Below are 26,910 nucleotides of genomic sequence, written 5' to 3' on the forward strand. Positions count from 1 at the left end.
ATCTATTTTAAAGAAAGCACGGCAGAGTTTCAATTCCGCTTTTTAAAAAAAAGCCCGCCAATTCAGGCGGGCTTTCGCATTATTTTTTATAGTGAATGTGATAAATATCGCGGCGTCTGTCTTTGAGCTGACGCACCGTTCCGTTTTGGCGCTGTCTTCTGAGAATTTCTAAGTCAACATCGCCAATGACGACCATTTCAATATTCGGGTTGGTTTCCCCAACGATGCCGTCTCTTGCGAATTCAAAATCAGAAGGGGCAAAGATGCCGGACTGAGCATATTGGATATCCATATTTTCAGTTTGCGGCAGGTTTCCAACCGTTCCGGAAATGACGGTATAAATTTGATTTTCGACCGCTCTTGCCTGTGAACAGTATCTGACACGCAAGTAGCCTTGGCGGTCTTCCGTACAAAATGGCGTAAAAATAATTTTTGCGCCTTTATCAGCCGCAATGCGGGCAAGCTCAGGAAACTCAATGTCATAGCAAATTTGGATCGCAATTTTCCCGCAGTCCGTATCAAACACACGTACCTGGTCGCCCGCGCTGATTCCCCACCATTTGCGTTCATTCGGCGTAATATGCAGTTTATATTGCTTCTCAATCGTTCCATCACGTCTGAACAGGTAGGCGATATTATAAATTTTCCCTTCCTCTTCTACAAAATGAGATCCGCCGATAATGTTGACATTATACTTAACAGCCAAGTCTGTAAACAGACTGATGTAATCCTCAGTATACTCGGTAATTCTCTGTACCGCCAAGCTTGGTGAACGTTCCTCAAGGAAGGACATCAGCTGGGTTGTGAAAATTTCCGGGAACACTGCAAAATCAGACCTCGCGTCAGATGCGACATCGACATAGTACTCTACTTGATTCGCAAATTCCTCAAAGGAATAGATTTTTTTCATTTCGTATTGAATGACACAAATTCTCACAGGGAAGGCCGATTTATAATAACGCTTTGTCTGCTGCGGCAGATAATCGACATTATTCCATTCCATAAGCGTCGCATATTTGATTGAAGCTGTATCATCCGGGAGATAATCCGGGTTAATCCGCATCAGGGTAAAACCGTTCATCAGCTGAAAAGAAAGGACAGGATCGTAAATTTGATGGCGTGTTACCTGTTCAACATACTCTCTCGCAGTCATTTCATCAGCATATTTATGATAGTTCGGTATCCGTCCGCCTATGATGATGCTTTTCAGATTTAAACGTCTTGCCAAATCCTTTCTTGCCTCATACAAACGATGGCCGATTTTCATCCGTCTGTAATCAGGATGCACCATGACCTCGATCCCGTACATGTTTAAGCCATCCGGATTGTGATTGGTGATGTATCCATCATCTGTAATGTCCTGCCACGTATGGCGGTCATCATATTCATCAAAGTTAATCAGGAGGCTTGAGCACGAACCGATAATTTCACCTTCGAATTCTGCACAAAACTGCCCTTCTGGAAAATGCTCCAGATGGCTGATTAAATGCTCTCGCTTCCACGGCTCCATGCCTGGAAAGCAGTCCTTTTGAAGGTCGATAATGTTGTCGATATCTTTCTCTTCGATATTACGGATGACCATTTTCTTTTCAAAACGGGTCAAATCTAATTTCTCAGACAATCTACTCGCTCCTTTCTAGTTTTGTGCGTTCAGATGATCAAGCAATAGGGCGAGCTCCATCTCCGCCATTGATTCGAGCCTGTGATCATATTCTTCAAACATCAAGGTGCCTGTTACTTGATTCGGAACGATCACACACTTCATGCCCGCTCGCTTGGCAGCAATCGAACCATTGACGGAATCCTCGAATGCGAGGCATTCCGACGGCGATACTCCAAGATTCTTTGCCGCTAACAAATACAGCTCGGGATTGGGCTTGACCTCTTCTACATCATCAGCTGTCTGAATCACTTCGAATTTCTCAAACAGGCCAAGTTGCTTCAAATGGCCGGATACCCATTTATAATCTGAGCTGGAAGCCAGTCCTACTTTTAAGCCTAAATCCTTTGCCGCATTCAGATACGCTTCAACACCCGGTCGCGCTTTTTCTGTTTCCATGCGTTTTGCAAACCGGTCTCTTCTCAGTTTTGTCAGCTCTTCATGGTTCAGCTTTTTGCCTATCTGCTCTTCTAAGTATTCAAATGGCCGAAATCCCGCCGCTGTTCCGATAACCTTGCCCCAAACGGATAACGGCAAAACTGAGCCATGTTCCTCAAAAATTTCCTGAAGGACTTCATATTCATGCGTTTCTGTATCAAGAATAAGCCCATCAAAATCAAAAATTAACGCTTTTATCACTGCGTACAACTCCTTTGGCCCGAATTGAGACATATGTATACACTATACCCCGAAACGTCTCTGCTTTCAAAAAGTAAGGGTTTATGTGAAGAAAGAGCCTGCACACTGCAAGCTCTTTCTTATTAATGCAAGTTTTGATGAGAAATGTTTGTCAGCGCTTCTCCAGCAGACTCGTTCGACATCTGATTGACAGCCAGGTCTCCAAGCGCAACGATCCCGACTAGATTGTTTTGATCTACAATAGGAAGGCGGCGGATTTGGTGCTGGGCCATCAGTTGCGACGCGTCTTCCAGACTCATATTAGGATTTCCTGATACGAGGTCTGTTGACATCACTTCTGAAACGGGTGTCTGGCCATCTCGGCCTTGAGCTGTGGTTCTCAATGCAATGTCACGGTCAGTCAGCATTCCTTTTAAAACACCTTGCTCTACCACGGGAACCGCCCCGACGTTATGCTGTTTCATCAGAGAAGCCGCTTCCTGAATCGTTTGATTCGGAGAAACGGTTGCTACCTGCGTTGTCATTGAATGTTTAACTGAACTCATTGGTCAGCACCCCTTTCAATCATTAGTATGTTCAGACACCGGATGATTAAAAAGGGAGTTGCAGGAAAGGTTTTGTGGTATGATTTCTCTGATGCCAAAAGAGCTTTTCTCGAAACGGAAAAGCTCTTGCTGCGAGATTATATCAGCCTTCTGTGACCAGAAAAGGCATTGTTTGTTTTCGGTTGAAAATCAGATAAAGCAAACGGAAAATATACTCCGCAATCATTCAGCATCTTGCTGTTTTTATCAAAAATGGCTTGATCACTCAAGTCATCATGCGGTGAAGGCTTTGTCAGAATAATATGTATCATTTGCAGACAAGCCATAATTTGAAAAGCTTCTTTTAATGTTCCTTGGTAATATTGGTTATTTAAAGACAGAACGCCTTTCTTTTTAAAGCGCTGAATGTCCAGTTCGGAGAAATAAAGAGGAAATACATGATGGAAAAGCTCCATTGACAGTTCCTTGATAAAGCTTTCCTGTTCTTCAGTTGCTGCGTTCACGATTCTCACGTCTATCACCTTTCTTGCCATCGAATATCCAAAGTCTTTCTCAAGAATATCACAGAAAAAAACGCGAATGTTAAGGTAAGTGTTTCCTATGAGAAGCAGCGGCCTTTCGCGCAAAAAAGGAGCCATTTGATCATGAAAGAAAAAGGCAAAGGGCTAGAGCTAATAATCAGTGAAAAACAGGACGGACAATGGCTGTTTTCTGTGCTGAAAACAGAGCTCAAAGCTTCTAAACCCGTTATCCAAGAATGGATGACTTATCACAATATAAAGGTCAATCACGAGCCTGTCAAAAACAACATACTCGTAAAAAAGGGTGACCGCCTGTTTATTGATCTTCAGGAAAACGAAGAGTCCTCCGTCATACCTGAGTATGGAGAACTTGATATTTTATTTGAAGACCGCCACATGTTAATCGTCAATAAACCAGCTGGTATTTCCACTCATCCCAACGAAGAAGGCCAAACCGGCACACTCGCCAATTTGATCGCATATCACTTTCAGGTGAATGGCGAAACAATCAAAGTGCGCCATGTCCACCGCCTTGATCAGGATACATCAGGCGCTGTCGTATTCGCCAAGCATCGTCTGGCGCATGCCATCTTAGACCAGCAGCTAGAGCAAAAAACGCTGAAGCGTACGTATCTCGCAATTGTTGAAGGAAAACTGAAACCGAAAAAAGGCAAGATCGATTCGCCGATTGGAAGAGACAGATCACACCCGACAAGACGGCGGATTTCGCCAGGCGGACAAGCTGCCGTCACCCATTACCGTACCCTTGCTATCAATGCAAGAGAACAGCTCTCGCTTGCTGAATTAGAGCTGGAAACAGGCAGAACACATCAAATCCGTGTGCATATGGCAAGCATCGGCCATCCGCTTACTGGGGATACACTTTACGGAGGCGAGAGCCAATTTCTTAACAGGCAGGCACTGCATGCCAAAAAGGTACAGGCTGTTCATCCGATTACCGAAGAGCTGATCGTTGCCGAAGCACCTCTTCCCGCTGATATAGAAAGCCTTTGCCATACGTATTTATCATGAAAAAAAGCCGCAGGGATTGTCCTGCGGCTTTTTTTATGAAATACGTTTTCCGTAAATAATATAACGTTTCGGGGCATTCCCGACGTATGAAAAAGGATAGCAGGTGGTCAGAATGAGCTCTTCCTTTTCGTGCTGCAGCGTAATAATGGAGGTATCATCCTTATCCACGATTTTTGTTTTTTCAATTTCATATGTGAAATCACCATATGAAAGGATGATGTTGAGCCGGTCACCTTTTTCAAGCTCTCCTGTCCGGCGAAACACGGTGTCCCGATGTCCTGACAGTACAATTTGCCCGTTTTCATCTGGATAATAGCTGTCCTTGTAATGCCCCACACCCTTTTCTAAATCATCCGCATCGGTCCCTTCCACGATCGGAAGCTCCGCATTGATTTTCGGTATTTCCAGTATGCCGCTTGCTTGGCCGGTCTTCGGCTTAAACGATGATTTTTTCTTGGCTTGATTATCGTTTTCCTTCGTGCCTGCAATGGCCTGCGGCTGTTCAGCTGCCTTTTTTGCTTCTTTTAATGTCTGCTCTGTTTTCATGCTGGTATCAATCAGTTTGAAGCCCCCGTAGCCTGTGATCACAAGACCGATCACAATGATCACAAGAGGAATATATTTTTTCACGTCGTAGCGGCACTCCTTTTCCTTCTGATATATAAATACGTTCCGGACAGTGAGACCGCTGCGCCGATCACAATAAAGTTGTAGTATCCTGCTGACGTATCCGGAAGCTTATGATCAGAACCGCTTTCCTCACTTTCTTTATGCAAAGGCAGTGTGTTTATACGGCCGGCGGCAGTGACAGGCTGTTTGGTCTCTGTTAATTCTTCAAAGGTCGAAATGACTGCAGGCGGCAGCTGATTGACCGGAGCTGTGCCCGGGGTCTCTCTTAGATCAGGCTGTTCTTCCCCAGGTGCCGGATTTGCCTTGCCCGGATCGTCTATTCCCGGACTGTCTGCCGGGTCTTCAGCCTGACTGTCTTCAGCCAGTTTAATTCTGCCTTCTTTTGTATATGAAATCGGCTTATCAAAGCTTTTTACATACTCTACAGTCGCTTCTAAATCCTCAGGCCCTGTAACCGGATGTTTCCCAAACAATCCGATTGGCTGGTACTTGGCTCCTGTCGCCGTCGCCATAAAATTATTAACGGTTAATGTGTATGTGGCATCCGGCTGGATTTCGGTTCCGTCTACCATCTTTATATCAACCGCTTGGCCTGTTTCTTTATCCCACGTATACGTAAACCCGCTTATGCTGTAGTCAGGGCCGAAAACCGGTGAGATTTGCGCATTGATGATCTCCCGCAAATCTTTTCCTTTAATCTCAAGCTTCGTCAGCACATTTCCAAACGGCTGAATGTTATAAAGGTCTCCCCATGTAATTGGGCCTTTCTTCAGTCCTTCCCGTATCCCGCCGCCATTCATTAGCGCAAAATCCGTTTTCATCGCCGCTCTCATGCCATCAGCAATCAAATTCCCAAGTGGTGTGTCGCCATCATTAGAATAACCGCCTTCCATATCAACAGCCGCCTCACCGACTACTTCGCTGATAATCGGTTCAGCAAGGGCCTGATACTTCCTTAAAATAGCTGAGGCGCTGGCATCAGGTTTTTTCTTGCTTTGATCGACGTATTCGATATCAGCCGATTTTTTGACGATGTCTTTTGTCTGTTTATTGATTTCCAGATCAACGACACCTATCGCTTTTCCGTATTCAAACGCCTGAACGATCAGCTTGCCGTTCACTTCACCATTGACGACCTTATGGTTATGCGCTGCAAAAATGATGTCTATCTCAGAATCTGATTTGTTTGCAAGGTCAGCGGATTCGCCTGTAATTGTGGTGCCGTTTTGTTCGGCAGACATATGTGCGAGCACTGCAATGGCCCTGATGCCTTTTTTCTTCAGCTCTTCGGCAGCGTCATTTACCGCTTGTACTTCATCGGTAAACTCAATATCCTTTATTCCGTCAGGCATGACCATTCCGGCCGCCGACTGTGTGACAACCCCAATAAAAGCAACAGGTATGCCCTCTACGTTTATAACGTCATAAGCCGGCAAAAAGGGTTCTCCGGTAGACTTCATTTTACAATTGGCGCACACAAGGGGAAAGTTTTGTCCGTCATAGCCGCTAGTGCCTTTCGGGTGATCTCCCCCTTTTAACATTCTCATGAGTTCATCCGTACCTTCATCGAACTCGTGATTGCCCACAGTTCCGACATCAAATCCGATATCCTCCATCAGTTCCACAGTTGGTTCATCTTGAAGAAGAGATGATACGGGCGAACTGCCCCCGATCATATCCCCGGCGTGCACAGTGAGCGTGGTTTTCTTTTCCGCCTTTTTTTCTTTCAAATAGGCAGCAGCATAGTCCATGCGTCCGAATGTGCCATCTGGAGTGCCGTCTCCATCAAGATCAAGCTCGTATTGCTGATCGATTTTCCCATGTAAATCGTTCATGCTTAAAATCCTAAGCGGTATATTTTCTTGGAGAGAGGTTTGCTTTTTCTTGTAACCGGCACTCTCTGCTTCAGCTGCTGAAGCAAAGAAGATCCTGTTTTCCACAGCCACCTGCTTCCAGTCTGCTGGCGTAACATAGGTCTTGTTTGATGAGTCTCCCACATACCTTGTCAGCCCTTTCCCCTGCTCTCTGGCTCTAAATTCAAACGGCATTTCCATAAGAGGATCCGCTTCACTCCAAATGCCTTTTTGCTCTTTTTTTGCATTGGCGGCTGCGGCCTGAAATTCCTGATAATCCTCTTCATTTTCAACAGGCCAAATAAAATATGTTGGAGCATAGCCATTTTTCACGAGTTCTAAATTTACATTTGCCCCTGTCTCAGTCACAACCTGTCCAAGAAGTCTGCCATAGCTGTCCTTGGCTTCGCTGCCGACTTTTACCGTTATTTGATCTCCTGGAGACAAAACAGTTTTTAAATAGTCAGAGGCTTTCTTTCCAAATCTTAACTGATTTTCATCCGCTTCATTTTTTGGTGTGTGGTATGTTTCTGGCGTGTCTACATTTACAAAACGGATTTTTGCCGTGCCAAGTATCGGTTTTTTGACATGAATGGTATCACCGTCTACAACGCGATCAACCACAGTTTCATATTCGCCTTCTGAAGACGGCGGAGCAGGCTGCTCTTGAAGCAGCTTCATGTCTGCTGATTTTCGCGGAAGAAGCTGAAAGGATTGATATCTGCTCAACACGCCAGTGATTTCATACCATTTATCCTCAGTCAGTTCATCAATGATACCTGTCTCACTCATAACACGCAGTGTCATTGCATGGTGATCATTATCAATCATCGTAACATTGTAACCGCCGCCTGCTTGAGAATTTGGAATGGAAGAAATATAAGCTTTAACTGTCACAAGACGCCCTTCATACTGATCACCCAAGCTGCCATTGACCAGTTCATTGCTCATTGAAAATTCAGGGACAGGGAGAGGCTGATTTGATTGGGTAATACGGATGCCTGATGTATCCGGAACTATTTCAGTAAGCCCTTGGTAAGTCGTTATTTTCCCTGTCACCGTAATGTCCATTCCTTCTTTTAACTCAGGGAAATTCTCTGGCGCTGCCGAATAAATGTTGATGCCGCCTGTGTCATCCTGCATAAAGGTCGACAGCTTTCCGCCTCCGATTGCGCTCTGATCGGCAGTAACAACGCCTTTAATCGTGACATGTTCATTCATTCGGCCGCGCGCTTCCTGTATTGTAATAGGCTGTGCTGCCGGCGGAGATTCAGCGTCATCCTTTAAAACCATTGACTGAACCTTCTTAAGACCTGTCGTATTAAAATAATGTTCAAGCTCGCCTTGAACAGCTATCTTTTTCCCAAGAAGCAGCGGGTTCGTTTGCAGTCCGAATTGGCTTCTAAATGCGGAGGGGATTTGCACGGGAAGAATGTGATCGGGTGATGTCTCGTTTTTTCTGTCCGCTATAGCAACGTTATAATCATTTGAAAAAGGGCTTGTCAGATTGTAATGCTGGGGTGAAACAGCTTGGCCGATTGTATATCCTTCGACAAGAGCTTGGCCCTCTTTTTGCTGTATCGCTTTTTCAACCGATATTGGTTCTGGCTCAGCAGCTCTTACAGCTTCATAAGCGGACATGACATTCAAGAAAATGAAAAGTATGATCAAAACAACATGCAAAAAACGCCTCATCAGTTTTCCTCCCTTACATCTTGCATCATTCGTTTATTTGCTAATCACTTCGACAATCAGCATATAAATCCTGTCAGGCGCTGCATAAAACACGGCAGACAAGCACAAAATACAGCTGATCTGAAAAAAAAGGAGGAATTCGGTTTGGATCAGCAATTTCAGCAGCAATCACAGAATAAAGGGATACCAGGCAAACCGCATCAAAATCACGGCGGACATGAAATGTTTGATATGCACGAGGTGCTTTCCGGAACGCTTACTGTGCTTGATCAGTTTATGATGCTGAGACAATTCTGTAAGGATCAGGAATTATTAAACATCCTTGACCGTCAATATCAATTCATTACATCTCAATATAACTTAACGGCAGAGTGCTTCAAAACAGGAAGCGAGCCTTCACAAAAAACGGCAACTTATATGATGAAAGAAGACAACCAGACTGTTTACGGTATGCAGCCGGCACAGCCTAAGAAACCTGTTCAGTCTATGAATGACATTGATGATAGCATCATCAGCCGCCAAATGCTTTGCGCTGTTAAGGCACAGGCATCTATGCTCACGATGGCTTCTCTAGAAATGACAAATCCCGCCGTAAGACGTGTACTGTCTGCGCAAATTCAGCAGTATGTCGAAATGGCTTTTGAGATTTTCCTTTACCAAAACAAACATGGTTATTACCAAGTTCCGCAGCTTGACGCGCAGGATATGGAACAACTGAGAAATTCATTTGCCCCTGCACAAGGACAAATGCCTCCGACTCAAGGCGGTATGGGCCAGCAGGGACTTCATTAAATAGAAAAGGCATTGGATAGAAACTATCCAATGCCGCATTTTCTTCAAACCTTCTGGTAAAATCTTCTTCAAATTGATCAAGACTATCCTGAGTCGCCGCTTTAAACCCTTTTTTAAAATCCCCTTTTTTCGCTGTTTCCTTTATAATCTCCAAAATAATGTCTTTCCCGTATGTTTCCGTCAGCTCATTGATCATATAAAAGCTTTGCAAATAAACATCGGTTTCATATTCCGATCGAGCTTCCTGCCAGTTCTGATCTGTCTGCAAACGGTCAAACGGCACGACAGTAAACGTGATCGGATCTATGAGCAATTCATAGTTCGCGATCCACTCGCTTAATCCTTCATGGAACCATAAGGGAAACTCATCAGGATCTGCTTCGAGTTCCCGTAATTTCTGATGAAACGCATGGTGTGTGTACTCATGAATCAATAATCTCTGATACAGATAAACCGCTACATCATCACCTTCTAAAAGCTGCTTTTTCTCTTCAGGCAATAATCCGATCAGCTGCTCCCGCTCAGAATAAAAGCCGACAACATCCAATAAACCGGAATAAGCCTCCATCTGTTTTTCATTAGGAAAAAAAATAATATCAATAGGCTTATGATTCGAATAGTCAAGCATGACCTGATTAATACTCACCGCATATTCAAGCGTTTCTTTCGTTAATGGCAGTAAGGATTTTTCCTTAGAAGTGTAATAAACATCGGCCTGTTTAAATGACTCTTTCTTCATGTGCTTCGTCACTTGTTCTTTCGTTATCCCAGATGTCTGCCCTGGCAAAGACAGAATATACATCGTGCTTGATACGATGGCCGAGCTTACGGCCAGCATCACAAGGACTCCGCACAGGAATAGAGCGGATGCCGCACGCTTTCCTATGCCACCCTGCAAACGTCTCCCTCCCTGAGCCGGTCCGTCTTGTACCTTTTATTTTTACTCTATGCAGCCTTAGTTCACAGCGTGTCATTTCTGCAAAGAAAAAAGCCGCACAAGTTATGCGGCTTTTTACATGTTATTCAGCTTGCGGAAAGACACGTTGTACTGTTTGACTGAATTCATCAAAGAATCCTGCAATCGGATCGCCATTTTGAATCCGTTCGCCATACCCCTGCATTCGATCAACAAAGTCTGGATTAGCAGAAACATAAACATTGTCCATGTTCTTATCAGTGTCTCTTACTTTATCGGAAATTTTCTTTTTCAGATCTTTTCCAACTTCTTTTTCCCCATTTGTTAATACAACTGCAACATAAGCTTGATTTCCGGCAACAATCACATTCGCGTGTTTAACTTCTTTCATATCGGTAATTTTATCGGCTGCATCATCAGCAACTTCCAACTTACGGTTATCATTACCGTTATTGTTATTACCATTATTCGTCATATTATTGTCAACGTTGTCACGGCTATCATTTGCATTGTTAATATTTCTTGTGCCGTTATCATTTGCCGGATTGCGGTAGTTAACATTTTCAGGCTCTGCATTATCACGTCTGCCCTCACCCTGATTGGCCATACTGCAGCCAGTCATAAGCAAAGGGATAAGAAGCATGGACGCAAGGACTTGTTTTTTTCCAAGCATGTGAATTCCTCCTTTATCACTTTACTTATAGGTTTTTCTAATTGGCTCTAAATATGCATGAAAAAATAACGGAAATGCTTTCCCGGGAAATAAAACGGTTAATTTGTCTAATCAGAGGGGAAAATATCAATACACTTATAAAGGAGGGATCACGTTGTTCAATCAGCGAAAAGGAATCAGTCCGACAGCCTTAGTTATCGGTTCAACTGTGCTTGTTGCTGCTTTATCACCGCAGATCCGGCAAAAAATCAGCGGGTTTATTACAGGTCAAATGAGCAACCGGAATTCTCAAAATAAGTCGTTTGATCTTTCTAATGTGGGAGATATGATGAAACAGGCGTTTGGCGGAAATAATCAAGATCAATCTCAAAATCGTCAGCAAAATGGCCGTCAGCATCAGCATGCAGGCCAGCAGCAAAGCCACCCTCAACAGCATCAGTCTCAGTCTAAGCAAAATCGCCAAACGGACACAACAACAGCTATAAATAGACAGCAGCAATATGCAGAGCCAATCCATTTCGAACAAAGCGCAATGAATGTAATGGATGACAACACTGTAATGGGAATGCTGGAAGACTTAGAACCCGGCCGTTAAAAAAAAACGTGTAATCCCCCGCGGGATTACACGTTTTAATATGACTAGGCTTCTTCCGCTTCGATCACATTGGATCGATCTTGGAATACACCAGAATCTATTTCCTTCGTAACTTTGCTGGTAATCAGCCCTGATGTCATACTTCCGCTGACATTCAGCGCAGTACGTCCCATGTCAATCAACGGTTCGATAGAGATTAATAAACCGGCGAGCGCAACAGGCATATTTAACGCTGATAAAACGAGCAGCGCTGCGAATGTAGCCCCGCCGCCAACTCCGGCAACACCAAACGAACTGATGGCAACAACCGCGATCACTGAGATAATAAACGCCGGATCAAACGGATTTTGACCGATTGTCGGGGCAATCATCATCGCCAGCATAGCCGGATAAATCCCGGCACAGCCATTTTGGCCGATAGATAGCCCGAACGAGCCGGAGAAATTCGCAATTCCTTCCGGGACACCCAAGCTTCTTTGTGTTTTAATATTCAGCGGCAAAGCGCCTGCGCTTGATCGTGAAGTAAATGCAAACACGAGTACAGGCAGCGCTTTTTTCAAATAAACAACCGGATTTAATCCGCTGATCGTCAGGAGAAGCAAGTGGATGATAAACATTACAATTAACGCGGCATATGAAGCAATGACAAACATACCCAGTTTCAAAATGCTGTCAATATCACTTGTCGCAATCGTTTTTGTCATAATGGCCAGCACACCGTAAGGCGTCAGTCTCAAGATGAGAGTAACAACACGCATGACAATGGCGTAAACAGCATCAATCAATTTTTTGAACGTTTCAGCCTGTTCCGGCTGTTTCCGTCTCACACCCAGAAATGCAATGCCCAGAAAAGCGGCAAAAATAACGACTCCGATAGTTGATGTCGGTCTAGCCCCTGTAAAATCCAAAAACGGATTTCCAGGAAGCAGCTCAATCATTTGCTGCGGCAGTGTTTTCGCTGTCATCTCCTCTGATTTCTGTTCAAGCTCCTGTCCCCGAGAAAGCTCTGTATTTCCTTGGTCAACCTGAATCGCCTGAAGATCAAAGGAAAGGGCGGACGCAATACCAACCGCCGCGGCTACCGCTGTAGTCGCAACCAAAATCCCGATAATCAAACCGCTGATTTTCCCGAGATTTTTTGTCAGCTTCATCTTTGTAAAAGCGCCTAGAATGGAAATAAAAACAAGCGGCATGACAATCATCTGAAGCAATTTGACATATCCGCCTCCGGCAATATTAAACCAGTCGGCTGTTTGAACCACAATGTTTGAAGTCGGACCGTATATCAGCTGAAGCGCAAATCCAAAAACGATCCCCAGCCCCAGGGCAGTAAACACACGTTTTGAAAAAGAAACATGTTTCTTCTGCATGGCAAATAGCCCAATAATAAGTAAAAGTAGAATAAATACGTGCAAAATGACTAGCAAAGTCTCCAATTGAGGCAAACTCTCCCTTCAAAATTTTTCTTATATACTATATTACACAAATTCCGATAGTTCAAGTAAGAATTATTTCAGCATCAATATTTGGATAAAAAAACCCAATGAATACCGTTTTTGTTCTTTTCATTCCCCCCTTTCTTTAGTAACTTATATAAGGGTGATAATATTGCTGAAAGAACTGTTCGTAAATTTGACCATTTTAATCACATTTAATTATCTATTCACCCACCTGTTTAAAGAAAGGTTAATACATAAAAAAGACCGCCTGTCCTTTCAGTTAATAAAAGGAACTGCCTGCGGTCTCCTCGGGGTTATTCTTATGAATTTTGGTTTGACGTATCACCATTCAATCATAGATTTTCGAAATATCCCTATTATGATCGCCGCTCTTTATGGAGGCTGGGTGTCTACGGCGGCAGCCCTGATGATAATCGCAGCAGGCCGCATGCTGATCAGCTTGAATGAATCAGCGCTGTATTCCATCATTACAATTTGCATTGCTGCCGTGCTATCACTTATTGCATCAAGGAGAGAAAAAGTTCAGCTGAAACACGTTCTGTTACTTTTAATCATTTCAAATGGTTTCATCTCCTTTTTCTTCTATGTATTTGTTGATATCTATTCACTTAAGCTTCACTTTTACTTTTGGCTGATTTCAATTATCGGCGGCATGCTCAGCCTATATATTATCGAGCATGAAACAAATGCACATCTTTTATTTAAACAGTATAAGTTCCAGGCGCACTTTGACTTTTTGACAGGTATTTATAACCGCAGAAAGTTTGAAGAAATCACACAAGACCTGTATCAACAGGCTGCACACACTCCATCTTTACAATTTTCGCTTATTTATATGGATATCGATCACTTTAAAACCATTAACGACCAATACGGCCATCATGAGGGGGATCAGGTTCTAAAAGAGCTGGGATCCCGACTAAAACAAAATATCCGCAACACTGATCCTGCCGCACGGATCGGCGGCGAGGAATTTGCCGTCCTCTTGCCAAATTGCACGCCCGAGAAAGCATTCCAAATCGCTGAACGGATCAGGCACTCGATTAGTCATACACCGGTTGTATTAACAAACGGGGAAAAGCTTGCCGTTACGGCCTCACTGGGAGTAGCCCATTACCCCCGAAACACAGATAAGCCGGAAACCTTGCCGGTTCTTGCTGATCAAATGCTGTATAAAGCGAAAGAAAGCGGCCGAAACAAAGTATGGTTTTCCGAAAAAAAAGAATGAATTCATGTTTTGAATTCATTCTTCCAATCTGAAAGACGATGTAAAGGCAAAAAAGCGGGAACAAGCATCCCTTGATACTCCTTCTCTATAAATGCCGCTGTATCATCTGATTGATAGAGTTCAAGGATGGTTTGCAGTGTTTCGCGATCTCTGTCCTCAGCTCTGACAACAATTACATTCATATCTTCCTTCCCGGTTTGCCTGCCGCCCTTTAATGTATGCTTCTGCGGGTTCAATCCCGCTTTTTTTGCGGCGGCTGTTTTCATCACAAACACGTCGGCTCCGCTCAATACATCCTGTTGGCGTACGGTTTTCAATTTCAAGTGTTTCGGATTATCTTTTATCACATCAATTGAACCGGTTCCGTTAAATCCGTTCTTCAAAGTAAGCAAACCCGCTTCCTGCAGCAGCGTAAGGGCTCGCCCAAAATCGAGCGCTTCATCCGGGACAGCAACAACTGCACCGCGCGGAATATCTTTGATTCGCTGATATCGTTTTGAATAAATGCCCATAGGCGCTATGTATGTCGTGCCGAGCGGTGCCAGTTTATGTTTGTATTTCTTTGAAAACGACTGAAAATATGAAATGGATTGAATAGCATTGGCATCAATCTCTTTGTTAGCCAGCGCAATATCTGATTCTGCATAATCAGAGAATGGAATCAGCTGAATATCAAGCCCTTCCGCTTCAGCCTTTTTTACGATATAGTTCCATATCGCTTCGTCCGACTCAGCAATTCCAATTTTTATCGTTTCATGTTCTGCTGACGGTGAGCATGCAGTAAATGAAATAAAAAAAATAAGAACTAAACTGCATACAAGCCACTTTTTCATTGTGACACCATACTCCTATCTATTTATTAGAGCATGCAAGCAATATCAGACATAAAAATCAGACGCTCTTCGTTGATAAACGTTGTCATTTGTAACATTGGTTAACTTTACCTTACTCATATCAGAAAGGGTTGTCAATTACTATTACCCTACCTTTCCGTAAAGAGATATTAAAGTAAAAAGTCCTGCAAACATATGATCACGTATCGAAAAAACAGATACATTTCGGCAAATAAATATCAAAATGAAAAATAATATGTTATTTTCCGAAAAAAGTTTCGTTTAACAGTTGTTTTTTCTCAAAATTACTGGTAGAGTAAAGGTAATTATTTTTGTTCGAACTATCTTTAAGAAGAAAGTTTTGTAAGAGTTTTCGTCTTGGAAGTTTGTTTTAGAGCAAGAATAGTGAATTTAAGCGTTATGATCGCTTTAGGAGGAAATTTCATGTTAGAAGGTAAAGTAAAATGGTTCAACTCTGAAAAAGGTTTCGGATTCATCGAAGTAGAAGGTCAAGACGATGTATTCGTTCATTTCTCTGCTATTCAAGGCGAAGGCTTCAAAACTTTAGAAGAAGGCCAATCAGTTTCTTTCGAAATCGTTGAAGGAAACCGTGGACCACAAGCTGCTAACGTTACTAAAGAAGCGTAAGCATAAATTGATAATAAAAACTGCAGGTGCAAGCCTGCAGTTTTTATTTTAAAGAAAAAGCTGTTTTGCTTATGCAAAACAGCTTTTTTCATTAGTTCGCAATATCCCGTTTCATAAAGATTCCGAAAGCTAGCAACAGGAAGACGACAAAGTAAATCGCCAGCATCACAATAGAGAAAGTCATTGTCATCCCTTCCACTATCGGTGTTCCCTCTACATACTGCATCAGATCAACGTTGGCAAATAAAATATACTTCGCCCAATCGAACTTCATCGCTATAAATGCAGTGGCTGTCGTGCCCGTTACCAATAAAAAGATAGAAAACCCTACAGCAAGAGAGCTGTTTCTAAATACTGCGGACAGCATAAATGCCATCGTAGCCAGCATTAAAGCCGCAACAGATTCTGAGAGATACGTTTTAGCCAAATATCCCAGCATGTTTTGTTCCAATACATGACCGTCCTTATAGATTAAATGAACATTCGCGGCAGTGTCCCCGCCTGTTCCGAAAAAGACCAGTCCCAGCAAAGTTGAACCTATAAATAAAATAAACAGCAATAAGAGACCAAATAAAAGAACGGTAATATATTTAGAAAGCAGAATTTGAAAACGGCTGAGCGGCCGGATCATTAACAGCTTAACCGTACCCCAGTTAAATTCGTTTGCGACGATGCCAGCTGCGATTATAATCGTGAACAGCCCAGTAAGGATTGTAAAACCGGCAGAATCCGTTACATAAGACCAAACGGTATATCCAGTGTCACTCGGGATATTATGTTCAATGCGATAGTTATTGATTGTGGTCGTTTCTTCATATTGTCCTTTCAGGGAAGGATCTTCTTTCATTGCCTTCTTCAAATCAGCATTTTGTGCTTGAAGCGTTTCTTTCCACTTCGGATTTGCTTCATCGGTTGAAAAGTGGTTTGTTAAAAATGCCCACCCGATCATTGTCAGCGCAAGAATTCCGATCATCACCCATGTTCCGACACGGCTGAAAATTTTGATCCACTCATTATAAATCAAATTAAGCATGCTGAACCTCCTCTTTTGCTTCGCCTGTGATTTCTAAGAAACGGTCCTCTAATGATTTTGTAATCACTTTGACTTCATAAATGCGGATTTGCTGCATGACCAGCAATTCAATGACTGCAGGGGCGTCCTCTTTAGCCAGTTTGATTTCCAAACCGTTTGTCTTGATTACCGAATCATATTCTTTTAGAATCGCAGCAGCTTCCTTCGGCTGCTCCACTTGGAAGAAATACGTATCCTTTTCATCAGTTATTTCATCTCTTACATTCTGAATATCGATAAGCTTTCCTTTTTGGATAATCGCAATTCGGTCACACATCAGTTCCATTTCTGACAGCAGATGGCTTGATACGATGACAGACATTCCTCTTTCTCGAGTCAGCTTCTTTAAATGGTCCCTGATTTCTCTGATTCCCGCCGGATCAAGGCCGTTTGTCGGTTCATCCAAAATCAGCACTTTCGGATCGTGCAGAAGACATTGTGCCAAGCCGAGACGCTGTCTCATCCCCAGAGAGTAGGTTTTCACTTTATCATGGATTCTTTCTTTGAGGCCTACCAGTTCTACCACTTCATCAATTTTTTCCTTCGTGACACCCTTTACCATCCTTGCGTATTGCTGGAGATTTTTATATCCGCTTAAGAATTTATACAGCTCTGGGTTTTCTACAATAGCCCCGATATGTTTGATTGCCTTGGCATAATCTTTCGTGATTGATTGGCCGCAAATGAGCACGTCACCTTGTGACAGCTTCATTAAACCGACCATCATTCTGATTGTCGTCGTTTTCCCTGCTCCGTTCGGTCCCAGAAATCCAAATACTTCGCCTTCGCGAATCGTAAAGCTCAGATGATCAATGATCGTCCGGCCTCTGATGTTTTTTGTCACATTTTTTAATTCCAATACTGTTTTCATCAAATTCCTCCTCTTTCTAGTAAACTTCCATATTCGTTTTAAACCATTGCAGCACGGACATACCTTCCTGCTCGCGAATCTCTTCCACATCACGCTGTGCCATTTTTTCTCCGTCGGCGAGCACGATGACCTCGTCAAGCAGGATTTCAATTTCATCAATTTCGTGTGTCGCAATGACAACGATCTGCTGCTCAAAATCAATATAAGAAACGAGGCTGTTTACGATTGAATCCCTGACCATTGGATCAAGACCGGAAAAAGGCTCATCCAGCAGAATGACGGAAGCTTTTCTTGATAGTGCCAGCACGATTTTAAGACGGCCTCGATTCCCCTTAGAAAGCTGTTTTATCTTTTTTTCAGGCTTCAGCTGCATTTCCTCAAGCAGCTGATAGGCTTTTTCCTTCTGAAAGTCAGGGAACTGTGATTCGTAAAAATCGAGCATATCCTTCACCGTAAATCCGGGATAAAACATGTCTAGCTCTGTTAGATAAGCCGTCTGCTTGATCATGTCTCTTGTTACAGGCTGTTCACCCGCTTGCACTGAACCTGAAGTAGGAAACATCAATCCGGCGATTAATTTCAAGGTTGTCGATTTCCCGCTGCCATTCGAGCCCAAAAATCCGTAAATTTTTCCCGGATATAAAGTGAAGGATATATTGTTTAGCGCCGTGTGGCCGCCGTATCTCTTAGACACATTGTCAAATACAATATTCATTCCTGTCCTCCTTCCGTGTATTTTTTAATGCCTGCCAGCATTTCTTCTTTTGTTAATCCCAGCTCTGCCATTTGATGAATAAAGCTTTCAAACACTTCACGGGTAAGCCTCTCTTTCAGTTCATCCACGATTTCAGCTTTTTCAGCGATAAACGTCCCTTGCCCTCTTCTTGTCTCCACAATTCCCAGCCTTTCCATTTCACTGTAGGTTCTTTGAATCGTATTCGGATTTACTTTTGTTTGAATTGCCATTTCTCTGACAGACGGCAGCTTGTCTCCGGGAACAAGCTCCTGTCTGACCAGCCTATAAAAGATTTGATCAGCAATTTGCAAATAAATCGGTTTAGAGGATTGAAAGTCTTGTCTCATGTTCTCTACACCTCAACTTTTCGCTGCAGGAGCCTGGAAGCCAGAAAAAGAAATACAGCTGCCAAAACCAGCATGACAATAATAGACGGATATGGAAGATGGAAGATGTTTAATTCCACGCTCCACCCTAAGGATCCCTTGTATGTAAAACCGACATCTCCATACGTTGTGAAATAATACAGTTTATCCAGCGGTGTCAGCCAAGGCATGATCAAATGGTCCTCTACATAAAACCACCCTATCCCCAGTAACATACAAATGAACCAGCGAAACCGCCTGATGAAGGAAGAACTCGATTTTAAAGAATGAAACACATTCCACAGCAGGATCACCGCACAGGAAAGATAAGCAGTAAATACCAGCCCATAAAGATTAAAGATCAGTATAGTGCCCGCAAGCGGAACTTGATCAGCAATGAGCGCTTTTGAGTCAAGGTACTGATAAAGAAAGACTCCATAAACTGAAATCAAAAACTGAAAAATAAATTGATAGACAAGACCGGCAGTCAGCTTCGAGAGTAAAAGCGCGGCTGCGCCGTTTGGATTATATAGCCATAGCTGGTTTTTCCCCTCTACACGAAGGCTATTGTAGATCAGCAAAGGAGCTAAAAACACTTGAAAAATGGCAAGCATTACCCAGCATCCAAAAGCAGCTAAAGGTGCTTCAGTCAATCGTTCCAATAAAAAGCTTCCGGCAGCTAAAAGTATGACTGCACCGAGACATGCAAAAAACCGCATTTTTGACAGTCTCAGATCCTTTTTTACTAAACCCCAAAACGGTTTCATTGTTTTTCCTCCTAAAAACACTCATGAAGTGTATGACTCAAATAGTACACTAGAACTTTATGAAATACAACATATTCCATGGATTTATTTTATAAAAAACCAAGTTTTATGCATTTAAACAGCATAAAAAAAGCAAACCCGCCATGAGTAAACGGATTTGCCTTTGATATTATTTCTTTTTATTTTTCATGGAGAGCAGCGCATCACGATAACTGCTGTCCTGCATTTTGTCACTTTTTTCAGTGACCTCTTTGTCTTTCTGATCTTCCTCAGAATGCTTAAACTTTTGAAGCGCCTGCCTGTAGAAGTCATCCCCAATTGAGTCACTTTTCTCTTTTTCAGAGTCAGTTTTTACAACGGCTGGGACATGCTCAGCAGCCCGTGCTTCAGCAGGGTATTGTGCTTCGTTTTCTTCCTCTTCTGGAGGGGCGATTTTTTCAGCTGTTTCTCGCTTCTCGAGTCCAGCAGAGGCGTTGCGGACGTTATACGTGATAAGGCCCGCAATCACAATGACAGCAGCAATAATTGCTATAATAATGGCCATTTTAACCTCTCCTTACTGTCCGGCTGTTAAGTTTCCTGTGACTTGGCTGACGCGTCTTCCTAATGCGCGGCCCAGCTGGATACCTTCCTCAGACATTAACTCATCACTGTCTACCGGGCAAGTGACACCCGCTCCGTAGTAAGAACCGTACAGCGCGTTTTCAGGCACATTGCCAGGCAGACCGACAACAATCATCCCTTGGTGGAACATTGGCGTGATTAAGTTGTGCATTGTCATTTCCAAGCCGCCGTGTGTTGTTGCCGTTGTGCAGAATACTGCGCCGACTTTGTTAATCAGCTCGCCTTCAGCCCATAAGTAGCCGAGTCTGTCGATCCAAGTTTTCAGACCTGCACTGATTGTTCCGAAATGCCCGGGGCATCCCCAAACAATCGCGTCCATGTCTTTAAGCTTGCGGATATCCGCCTGATCTACGTGGTCGATGAATACTTCAGCCGCGTCGTTTTCCCGAGCGCCTTCAGCAATCGCTTCTGCCAATACCTTTGTATGTTCGCCTTCACTGTCATACACTACATAAATTTTCATTCAGGAAACCTCCCTGTACAGTTTAAGATTCCTTAACTTCTTTTGGAGCCGGAAGCAATGAAAGCTCCTCTTTTTTCTTTTTCTCCGCACGCAATTTATCTTTTCTGACATCACGCAGGAAAAGACTGAGAATCACACCTGCCACACAGAATAATGTCGCCCACATAAAGGCGTCATTAATCCCCATGACGTTTGAATCGAGTGTCGCGTGTTTATAAATATGTGAGTAAACATACGTTTTCGCTGTTTCATAAGGCACATTCATATTCACCATTATATTCGAAACTGCATTTTGGAACGCATGGAGGAAGTTCGGGTCCGCCGTGCTTGTTTTATCTGCAATTTGTGAATAATGGAATGTCGTGCGGTTTGTATAAATCGTCGTAATTAAGCTTGTTCCAATTGATCCGCTGATTTGGCGGAGCGTGTTGCTCATCGCCGTTCCGTGACTGTTCAGACGGGCAGGAAGCTGGTTCATCCCGGCTGTCATGACAGGCATCATTAAGAGTGACATACCGAATGCGCGAATTGAGTATACAAGCATAATGTGTGTATACGGTGTATCGATGGTCAATTGCGTATATTGGAATGTTGTCACCACTGTCACGACCAGACCGATAATCGCAAGCGGTCTCGGGCCGAATTTATCAAACAAAATACCTGAGATCGGTGACATGATCAGCATCACGATCGCACCCGGAAGCAGAAGCAGACCCGATTGAAGCGCCGTAAATCCGACCAGGTTTTGCAGATAGATCGGTAACAGGAACATACCAGTGTAAAGTGCCACTGTAATAATGATATTAATAACACTTGAGAGTGAGAAAATGTCGTATTTAAACACTCTGAAATCAAGCATCGGATCATCATGGCGCAATTGCTGAACAACAAAAGCAATAATTGCAATGACGCCGATTATAACTGTAGACAGTACAATCGGGTCGGTCCAGCCGTCAGAACCCGCTTCACTGACTCCGTATAATAAGGATGCGAAACCGACAATTGAGAGGATCGCTCCAAGTGTGTCGAGTTTGATTTTTTGCGGCTCCACCAAATTCTTAAAGATGAAGAAAGCCACGATGATAACAATTGCACCGATCGGCACAAGTCCGTAAAACATGATGCGCCATGTGTAATGCTCAATAATCCACCCAGAAAGAGTCGGGCCGACCGCTGGAGCAAACATCATCGCAAGTCCGAAAATCCCCATTCCTTTCCCCCTGCTTTCAGGCGGGAAGATTAACAGAATGGTTGTCATAACGAGCGGCTGCAAGATACCTCCGCCCACGGCCTGGATCAAACGGCCGATCAGCATTACAGAGAAGTTAGGTGCGATACCGCAGACTAACGTACCGAGCGTAAAACAGAACATGGCGACGAGAAAGAGACTCCGTTGGCCAAAACGTGTAATCAGGAAGGCAGATAACGGAATCAATACGCCGTTAACAAGCATGTAACCTGTTGTCAGCCACTGAATCGTCGTTGCACTTACGCCAAATTCAGTCATTAAGTGCGGCATTGCGACGTTAAGCAATGTTTGGTTTAGTATTGCCAAAAACAAACCCGCCATTAGCACAATCAGCAATGTCATAGGGCTTTTTGTATTTTTTTCTTTGCCTGTAGCCATCTAGACAACCTCCTTTCATGGTTTGATGACTGATCTGTTTTACTCAGAAATCTTAACAGATGCATTCATACCTGGAAGCACCTTATCAGATGGGTTTTTGATTGAAATTTTAACAGGAACTTTTTGCGTTACTTTTGTGTAGTTTCCGCTTGAATTTGTAGATGGAAGCATATCAAAAGTTGAGTTAGTCGCATAGCCAATTTCTTCTACAGTACCGTCAAAAGTTGTATTAGGATCTCCGTCAACTACTACGTCTACACTATTTCCTACTTCAACATCCGCAATATCTGTTTCTTTAATATTTGCTGTGATGTACAGGTTGTCCATGTCAATCGTTTGCGCAATTGTAGTACCAGCTTGAACGGTTTGTCCGTTTTTCACTTCGTTTTTCACAATTGTTCCATCCATGATGGATTTCACATCAACAGTTTGTTCACCTTTGATTTTTGCAACTGTGTCGCCTTTTTTCACTGTTTTTCCTTCTTCAAGATCCCAGTCGGATACTTTACCTGCTGCTGGAGCTGAGATAGCTGCCATATCGCCGGCTACTTTTGCTTCATCCGTTTTTACGTAGTTTGTGCTTTGATAATAGTAGTAAGCACCTCCGCCTATAATTGCAAGAACAACAATCAAACCGATAATGTTGGTCAGAATTAAACGTCCTCTGTTCATTTTGTTTTTCTCCTTTCGTTTCTTCCTCTATCATTTTGTGGAAAGCTGGTGAAAATATGTGGGAAGTTTTCAATTACCGCTTTTTTCTGCACAGCCTTCAGCGAGCTTTGATAAACTCCCGGCAAGCTTACGCAAATATTGAAGCTGAGACGTGTCAAGCTTCTGATACAGGCTCGCGCCCAAATTTGCGTATTGCACAGCGGCTTTCTGTAAAAGTTTTTCCCCCTCTTCGGTTAACTGAATCATGACGATACGGCGGTCATCCGGACTGTCATATCGATTCATCAATTGCCGGTTATATAGGATATCGGTCATCCGGGTCACAGAAGCAGGCTTAAGATCAAGAGACATGGCCAGCTTGCTGAGCGGCGTGCTTCCGCTTTGATGAATTTTAAACATCAGTAAATATTGAAGGACTGTAATATCAAAAGGCTCAAGCACAATCTCCAATATCTTCTTCTGTTTTTTATAGATAGACCGAGACGTATCGAAGAGCTGTTCAAAAGTGAGCAAAGCACGTTCTGATTCAGTCAACTCCTTTTCACCTCATTCCTCAATAATAGTTCACAAGATAAAATATTAATAAATGAAAGAAGATTTGTCAAAGGAAAAATTCCTTTTTTCTTCTTATTTTTTTCGTAATCGCTTTCTTACTTTTTTTTAAATAAAAAAAAGCCCGGAAATGGGCTCTTCACTAGGATAATTGATGGCTGATGCCAGTTTCTTCATTTCTAAAAAAGTTCTTCAGCGCCTGAAAAACGTCTGACTTCTGCTTTAAAATATAGTATTTGAATTTCTCGTCTTTCACATTTTTATAAGCCGACATTAACGTCGAGTGTCTATTGTATTGATTGACCTCGCCATAACAGAATAAATTTGCTTTCTTCATAATATCATTCACCAATTTCACGCACCGGGCATTATCAGATGTGAGATTGTCGCCGTCGGAGAAATGAAAAGGGTAAATATTATAACGGTCGGGGCTGTATTTTTCATCGATCAGCTCAAGCGACTTTCGATATACGGAAGAACAGATTGTTCCGCCGCTTTCTCCCTTTGAAAAGAAATCTTCCTCAGACACAACTTTTGCTTCTGTATGATGGGCAATAAATTCAATTTCAACTGTTTCATATTTCGTCCGTAAAAAGCGGGTCATCCAGAAAAAGAAGCTTCTCGCCATGTACTTTTCCCACACGCCCATACTGCCGCTCGTATCCATCATTGCTAATACGACAGCTTTTGACTCAGGCTTCGTGACATCATTCCATGTTTTATATTTTAAGTCCTCCGGATAAATCGGATAGAAAGACGGCTTCCCTGTCATCGCGTTGCGTTTAAAAGCCGACATCATTGTTCTTTTCTTATCAATATTACCGGTTAACCCTGTTTTACGGATATCGTTAAACTCAATATCCGTGTGGATGATATTATCTCTTTCTTTTTGCTGAAGATTCGGAAGCTCTAATTCTTTGAAGAGCGCTTCTTCTAAATCCATTAGTGAAACTTCTGCTTCATAATAATCTTCGCCTGCCTGATCTCCGGCTCCCTGGCCTTTACCCGGCCCCTGCTTTTTGTCTGATCCGTCCCGGGCTACCACATCTCCAACCTGACTGTCGCCGTCCCCTTGCCCTACATGTTTATTTTTATCGTAGTTATAGCGGATTTTATACTCATCCAGTGAGCGGATTGGAATTTTCACTACATCCTTGCCGTTAGACATAATAATGCTTTCCTCGGTTACGAGATCCGGGAGATTGTTTTTTATGGCTTCCTGTACTTTTTTCTGGTGGCGCTGCTGGTCATCGAAGCCTTTGCGATGGAGGGACCAGTTTTCCTCAGAAATTAAAAAATGGCCGCTGTCATTTTGGGACATGAATTCCCCTCCTTAACCATTTGTGGTCGTGATACATACCTATTCCGGCTTGTGCCAGATTATGAAACAAGTCTTTCGAAAAGATTTATATTCATCATATGCGCATAAGTACAGTTAATTGACAAACTATTTAGAAAATGGTACAAAACAACCCGCCCTGTTCGGACGGGTCACTTGCTTATCGGTTCAGCAGGCTGCCGACGTATTTCAGCAGCTCATTGGCACTCGTCGAGTTGTAGCCGTGCTCATCAATTAAACGGGCTACGACTTCATTTACTTTCTTCAGCTGCTGCTCATCAGGCGTTTTCGTTGAGGTCGTAATTTTAACGACATCCTTCAAATCAGCAAACAATTTTTTCTGAATGGCTTCACGCAGTCTTTCGTGGGAATTGTAGTCAAACCGCTTTCCTTTTCTCGCATAAGCGGAGATGCGGATTAAGATTTCTTCGCGGAACGCTTTTTTCGCGTTTTCGGAAATGCCGATCTGTTCTTCGATCGATCTCATCAGCTTTTCGTCCGGATTCATTTCTTCCCCTGTCAAAGGATCACGCAGCTTATTTTTATTGCAATAAGCCTCTACGTTGTCGAGATAATTATCCATGAGCGTTTTGGCTGATTCTTCATATGAATACACAAACGCTTTTTGGACTTCCTTCTTCGCAATATCATCATATTCCTTACGGGCTGCGGAAATAAAATTCAAGTACCGCTCCCGATCCTCGTTTGAAATAGACGGATGCTGATCAAGTCCTTCTTTTAAAGAACGGAGAACATCAAGGGAATTGATCGACTCCATATTTTTTCTGATAATGGTTGAAGAAATGCGGTTGATCACGTAGCGCGGGTCAATTCCGCTCATCCCCTCATCATTATATTCTTTCTTCATGTCCTCAACGTCAACTGAATTAAAGCCTTCCACACTTTCTCCGTCATACAGTCTCATTTTCTTCACCAGATCAATATCAGACCGCTTCGGCTCTTTTAATCTCGTAAGGATTGAAAACATCGCGGCGACCTTAAGGGTGTGAGGAGCAATATGAACATCCGATACATCACTTTCTGCGATCATTTTTTCATAAATTCTTTCTTCCTCAGACACTTTTAAGTTATAAGGAACAGGCATCACAATAATTCTGGAGTGCAGGGCTTCGTTTTTCTTATTAGAAATAAATGAGCGATACTCCGTTTCATTCGTGTGAGCTACGATCAGCTCATCAGCAGAAATTAACGCAAATCGCCCGGCTTTAAAATTCCCTTCCTGTGTCAGTGAGAGCAAATGCCAGAGAAACTTCTCATCACATTTCAGCATCTCCTGAAACTCCATCATGCCTCGGTTCGCCTTGTTCAGCTCTCCGTCAAACCGGTAGGCTCGCGGATCAGATTCAGAACCGTACTCGGCAATGGTTGAAAAATCAATACTTCCCGTCAAATCGGCAATATCCTGAGATTTCGGGTCAGACGGGCTGAAGGTGCCGATTCCCGTACGCTTATCCTCAGAAAAGAAGATCCGCTCCACCCTCACATCTTCAATACGCCCTCCGTACTCTTCCTCCAGCCTCATCACATTTAATGGTGAAAGACTTCCTTCTATTCTAATGCCGTATTCTCTGTAAAAATCCTCCCGCAAATGATGGGGGATTAAATGAAGGGGGTCCTCGTGCATGGGGCAGCCTTTAATCGCGTATACAGCACCATTATCCGTCAGTGTGTACGCTTCAAGACCTTTTTTAAGCATCGTGACCAGCGTTGATTTACCGCCGCTCACAGGGCCCATTAAAAGCAAAATCCGCTTTCTGACATCAAGCCTTTTCGCGGCCGGATGAAAATATTCTTCCACAAGGCGCTCGAGGGATTCTTCAAGCCCGAACAGCTCGCGGTCAAAAAAGCTGTACTTCTTCCGTCCGTCAATCTCCTCTATCCCGCTGTCTTTTATCATATTAAAAACACGAGAATGAGCAGATTGCGCGACCATTGGATTTTCTTTAATAATCTCCAAATAATCAGCGAATGTTCCTTCCCATTTCAGACGCTGCTCTCCCTCTCTGTACTTTTCAATTTTCTTTAATATATCCATAAGGACCTCCTCTATCATGTTTGATGCGCTGTGCAAAAAAAGGTAC

General features: G+C 43.1%; 25 protein-coding genes and 2 pseudogenes. 5 read left to right on the forward strand and 22 right to left on the reverse strand.

Going from position 1 to position 26,910, the window contains the following annotated elements:
- Window positions 1–79: 79 nt before the first annotated feature.
- The 4 genes from WA325_RS16835 to WA325_RS16850 all read right to left on the reverse strand — a co-directional run bounded on the left by WA325_RS16835 (window position 80) and on the right by WA325_RS16850 (window position 3,377).
- Window positions 80–1,621, reverse strand: a complete 1,542-nt coding sequence (locus WA325_RS16835) for a bifunctional GNAT family N-acetyltransferase/carbon-nitrogen hydrolase family protein (protein WP_024120710.1) — start codon at window positions 1,619–1,621, stop codon at window positions 80–82.
- A gap of 15 nt (window positions 1,622–1,636) precedes the next feature.
- On the reverse strand, window positions 1,637–2,299 hold the full coding sequence (locus WA325_RS16840; RefSeq protein WP_105955266.1) for an HAD family hydrolase: 663 nt from the start codon (window positions 2,297–2,299) through the stop codon (window positions 1,637–1,639).
- Between the two features lie 122 nt (window positions 2,300–2,421).
- Entirely contained in the window at window positions 2,422–2,844 is a 423-nt protein-coding gene (locus tag WA325_RS16845; RefSeq protein WP_059293164.1) for a CBS domain-containing protein, read from the reverse strand.
- A 137-nt stretch (window positions 2,845–2,981) separates the two neighbouring features.
- Entirely contained in the window at window positions 2,982–3,377 is a 396-nt protein-coding gene (locus WA325_RS16850) for a YhcU family protein (protein ID WP_024120707.1), read from the reverse strand.
- A 111-nt stretch (window positions 3,378–3,488) separates the two neighbouring features.
- On the opposite strand from WA325_RS16850, the gene WA325_RS16855 reads away from it, so the two are divergent.
- On the forward strand, window positions 3,489–4,397 hold the full coding sequence (locus WA325_RS16855) for an RluA family pseudouridine synthase (protein WP_202853523.1): 909 nt from the start codon (window positions 3,489–3,491) through the stop codon (window positions 4,395–4,397).
- Between the two features lie 33 nt (window positions 4,398–4,430).
- On the opposite strand, the gene srtA is transcribed toward WA325_RS16855, so the two are convergent.
- Together srtA and WA325_RS16865 are read right to left on the reverse strand one after the other, a co-directional pair.
- Window positions 4,431–5,027, reverse strand: a complete 597-nt coding sequence (gene srtA / locus WA325_RS16860) for a sortase SrtA (RefSeq protein WP_105990475.1) — start codon at window positions 5,025–5,027, stop codon at window positions 4,431–4,433.
- The gene (locus tag WA325_RS16865; RefSeq protein ID WP_442895288.1) at window positions 5,024–8,575 is read right to left on the reverse strand and encodes a 5'-nucleotidase C-terminal domain-containing protein; all 3,552 of its coding nucleotides are present in this window, start codon (window positions 8,573–8,575) and stop codon (window positions 5,024–5,026) included. Before WA325_RS16865 ends, srtA begins: the two co-directional genes overlap by 4 nt.
- 144 nt (window positions 8,576–8,719) lie before the next feature.
- On the opposite strand from WA325_RS16865, the gene WA325_RS16870 reads away from it, so the two are divergent.
- Window positions 8,720–9,367 (forward strand): spore coat protein, encoded by a 648-nt coding sequence (locus tag WA325_RS16870; RefSeq protein WP_024120704.1) that lies wholly within the window; start codon window positions 8,720–8,722, stop codon window positions 9,365–9,367.
- Here WA325_RS16870 and WA325_RS16875 read toward each other — a convergent pair.
- Window positions 9,299–10,265 (reverse strand): annotated as a pseudogene (locus WA325_RS16875) (hypothetical protein). The gene WA325_RS16870 and the pseudogene WA325_RS16875 sit on opposite strands and share 69 nt — an antisense overlap.
- 121 nt (window positions 10,266–10,386) lie before the next feature.
- A complete protein-coding gene (locus tag WA325_RS16880) occupies window positions 10,387–10,956 on the reverse strand; it encodes a YhcN/YlaJ family sporulation lipoprotein (RefSeq protein ID WP_105990473.1) in 570 nt (189 codons plus the stop codon).
- A gap of 154 nt (window positions 10,957–11,110) precedes the next feature.
- On the opposite strand from WA325_RS16880, the gene WA325_RS16885 reads away from it, so the two are divergent.
- Window positions 11,111–11,551 (forward strand): hypothetical protein, encoded by a 441-nt coding sequence (locus WA325_RS16885; RefSeq protein WP_336183971.1) that lies wholly within the window; start codon window positions 11,111–11,113, stop codon window positions 11,549–11,551.
- A gap of 44 nt (window positions 11,552–11,595) precedes the next feature.
- On the opposite strand, the gene WA325_RS16890 is transcribed toward WA325_RS16885, so the two are convergent.
- Window positions 11,596–12,987 carry an L-cystine transporter gene (locus tag WA325_RS16890; protein WP_105990471.1) on the reverse strand — a complete coding sequence of 464 codons (1,392 nt, stop codon included), beginning with the start codon at window positions 12,985–12,987 and terminating at the stop codon, window positions 11,596–11,598.
- 172 nt (window positions 12,988–13,159) lie between these two features.
- Here WA325_RS16890 and WA325_RS16895 point away from each other — a divergent pair, with 172 nt between their 5' ends.
- Entirely contained in the window at window positions 13,160–14,239 is a 1,080-nt protein-coding gene (locus WA325_RS16895; protein ID WP_322009584.1) for a GGDEF domain-containing protein, read from the forward strand.
- Window positions 14,240–14,241: 2 nt separating this feature from the next.
- Here WA325_RS16895 and WA325_RS16900 read toward each other — a convergent pair whose 3' ends face one another.
- Window positions 14,242–15,072, reverse strand: coding sequence for a MetQ/NlpA family ABC transporter substrate-binding protein (locus WA325_RS16900; protein ID WP_105955259.1), 831 nt, complete (start codon window positions 15,070–15,072; stop codon window positions 14,242–14,244).
- A gap of 444 nt (window positions 15,073–15,516) precedes the next feature.
- Here WA325_RS16900 and cspB point away from each other — a divergent pair, with 444 nt between their 5' ends.
- Window positions 15,517–15,720 carry a cold shock-like protein CspB gene (gene cspB, locus WA325_RS16905; protein WP_010333511.1) on the forward strand — a complete coding sequence of 68 codons (204 nt, stop codon included), beginning with the start codon at window positions 15,517–15,519 and terminating at the stop codon, window positions 15,718–15,720.
- Between the two features lie 91 nt (window positions 15,721–15,811).
- Here cspB and WA325_RS16910 read toward each other — a convergent pair whose 3' ends face one another.
- The 12 genes and pseudogenes from WA325_RS16910 to prkA form a co-directional block, all read right to left on the reverse strand.
- Complete coding sequence (locus WA325_RS16910) at window positions 15,812–16,753, reverse strand: ABC transporter permease (RefSeq protein WP_336183972.1); 942 nt, start codon at window positions 16,751–16,753, stop codon at window positions 15,812–15,814.
- Window positions 16,746–17,663 (reverse strand): ABC transporter ATP-binding protein, encoded by a 918-nt coding sequence (locus WA325_RS16915; RefSeq protein WP_105990467.1) that lies wholly within the window; start codon window positions 17,661–17,663, stop codon window positions 16,746–16,748. Before WA325_RS16915 ends, WA325_RS16910 begins: the two co-directional genes overlap by 8 nt.
- 16 nt (window positions 17,664–17,679) lie before the next feature.
- Entirely contained in the window at window positions 17,680–18,378 is a 699-nt protein-coding gene (locus WA325_RS16920) for an ABC transporter ATP-binding protein (protein ID WP_105955256.1), read from the reverse strand.
- On the reverse strand, window positions 18,375–18,746 hold the full coding sequence (locus tag WA325_RS16925) for a GntR family transcriptional regulator (RefSeq protein WP_069486289.1): 372 nt from the start codon (window positions 18,744–18,746) through the stop codon (window positions 18,375–18,377). The genes WA325_RS16920 and WA325_RS16925 overlap by 4 nt, the downstream gene beginning before the upstream one ends.
- 5 nt (window positions 18,747–18,751) lie before the next feature.
- Window positions 18,752–19,531, reverse strand: coding sequence for a hypothetical protein (locus tag WA325_RS16930; protein WP_336183973.1), 780 nt, complete (start codon window positions 19,529–19,531; stop codon window positions 18,752–18,754).
- A gap of 169 nt (window positions 19,532–19,700) precedes the next feature.
- On the reverse strand, window positions 19,701–20,075 hold the full coding sequence (locus WA325_RS16935) for a hypothetical protein (RefSeq protein ID WP_024120693.1): 375 nt from the start codon (window positions 20,073–20,075) through the stop codon (window positions 19,701–19,703).
- Window positions 20,076–20,087: 12 nt separating this feature from the next.
- Window positions 20,088–20,618: an NAD(P)H-dependent oxidoreductase gene (locus tag WA325_RS16940; RefSeq protein WP_227598357.1), complete on the reverse strand. Its 531-nt coding sequence runs from the start codon at window positions 20,616–20,618 to the stop codon at window positions 20,088–20,090.
- Between the two features lie 22 nt (window positions 20,619–20,640).
- The gene (locus tag WA325_RS16945) at window positions 20,641–22,245 is read right to left on the reverse strand and encodes an MFS transporter (RefSeq protein ID WP_095713765.1); all 1,605 of its coding nucleotides are present in this window, start codon (window positions 22,243–22,245) and stop codon (window positions 20,641–20,643) included.
- A gap of 39 nt (window positions 22,246–22,284) precedes the next feature.
- A pseudogene (locus WA325_RS16950) lies at window positions 22,285–22,951 on the reverse strand (HlyD family efflux transporter periplasmic adaptor subunit).
- 35 nt (window positions 22,952–22,986) lie between these two features.
- On the reverse strand, window positions 22,987–23,451 hold the full coding sequence (locus WA325_RS16955) for a MarR family transcriptional regulator (RefSeq protein WP_059293178.1): 465 nt from the start codon (window positions 23,449–23,451) through the stop codon (window positions 22,987–22,989).
- A gap of 160 nt (window positions 23,452–23,611) precedes the next feature.
- The gene (yhbH, locus tag WA325_RS16960) at window positions 23,612–24,790 is read right to left on the reverse strand and encodes a sporulation protein YhbH (RefSeq protein ID WP_059293179.1); all 1,179 of its coding nucleotides are present in this window, start codon (window positions 24,788–24,790) and stop codon (window positions 23,612–23,614) included.
- 178 nt (window positions 24,791–24,968) lie between these two features.
- Window positions 24,969–26,864, reverse strand: coding sequence for a serine/threonine protein kinase PrkA (gene prkA / locus WA325_RS16965; protein ID WP_336183974.1), 1,896 nt, complete (start codon window positions 26,862–26,864; stop codon window positions 24,969–24,971).
- Between the last annotated feature and the right edge of the window lie 46 nt (window positions 26,865–26,910).

Source organism: Bacillus sp. 205(2023), from assembly GCF_037027485.1.
Classification (GTDB): domain Bacteria; phylum Bacillota; class Bacilli; order Bacillales; family Bacillaceae; genus Bacillus; species Bacillus halotolerans.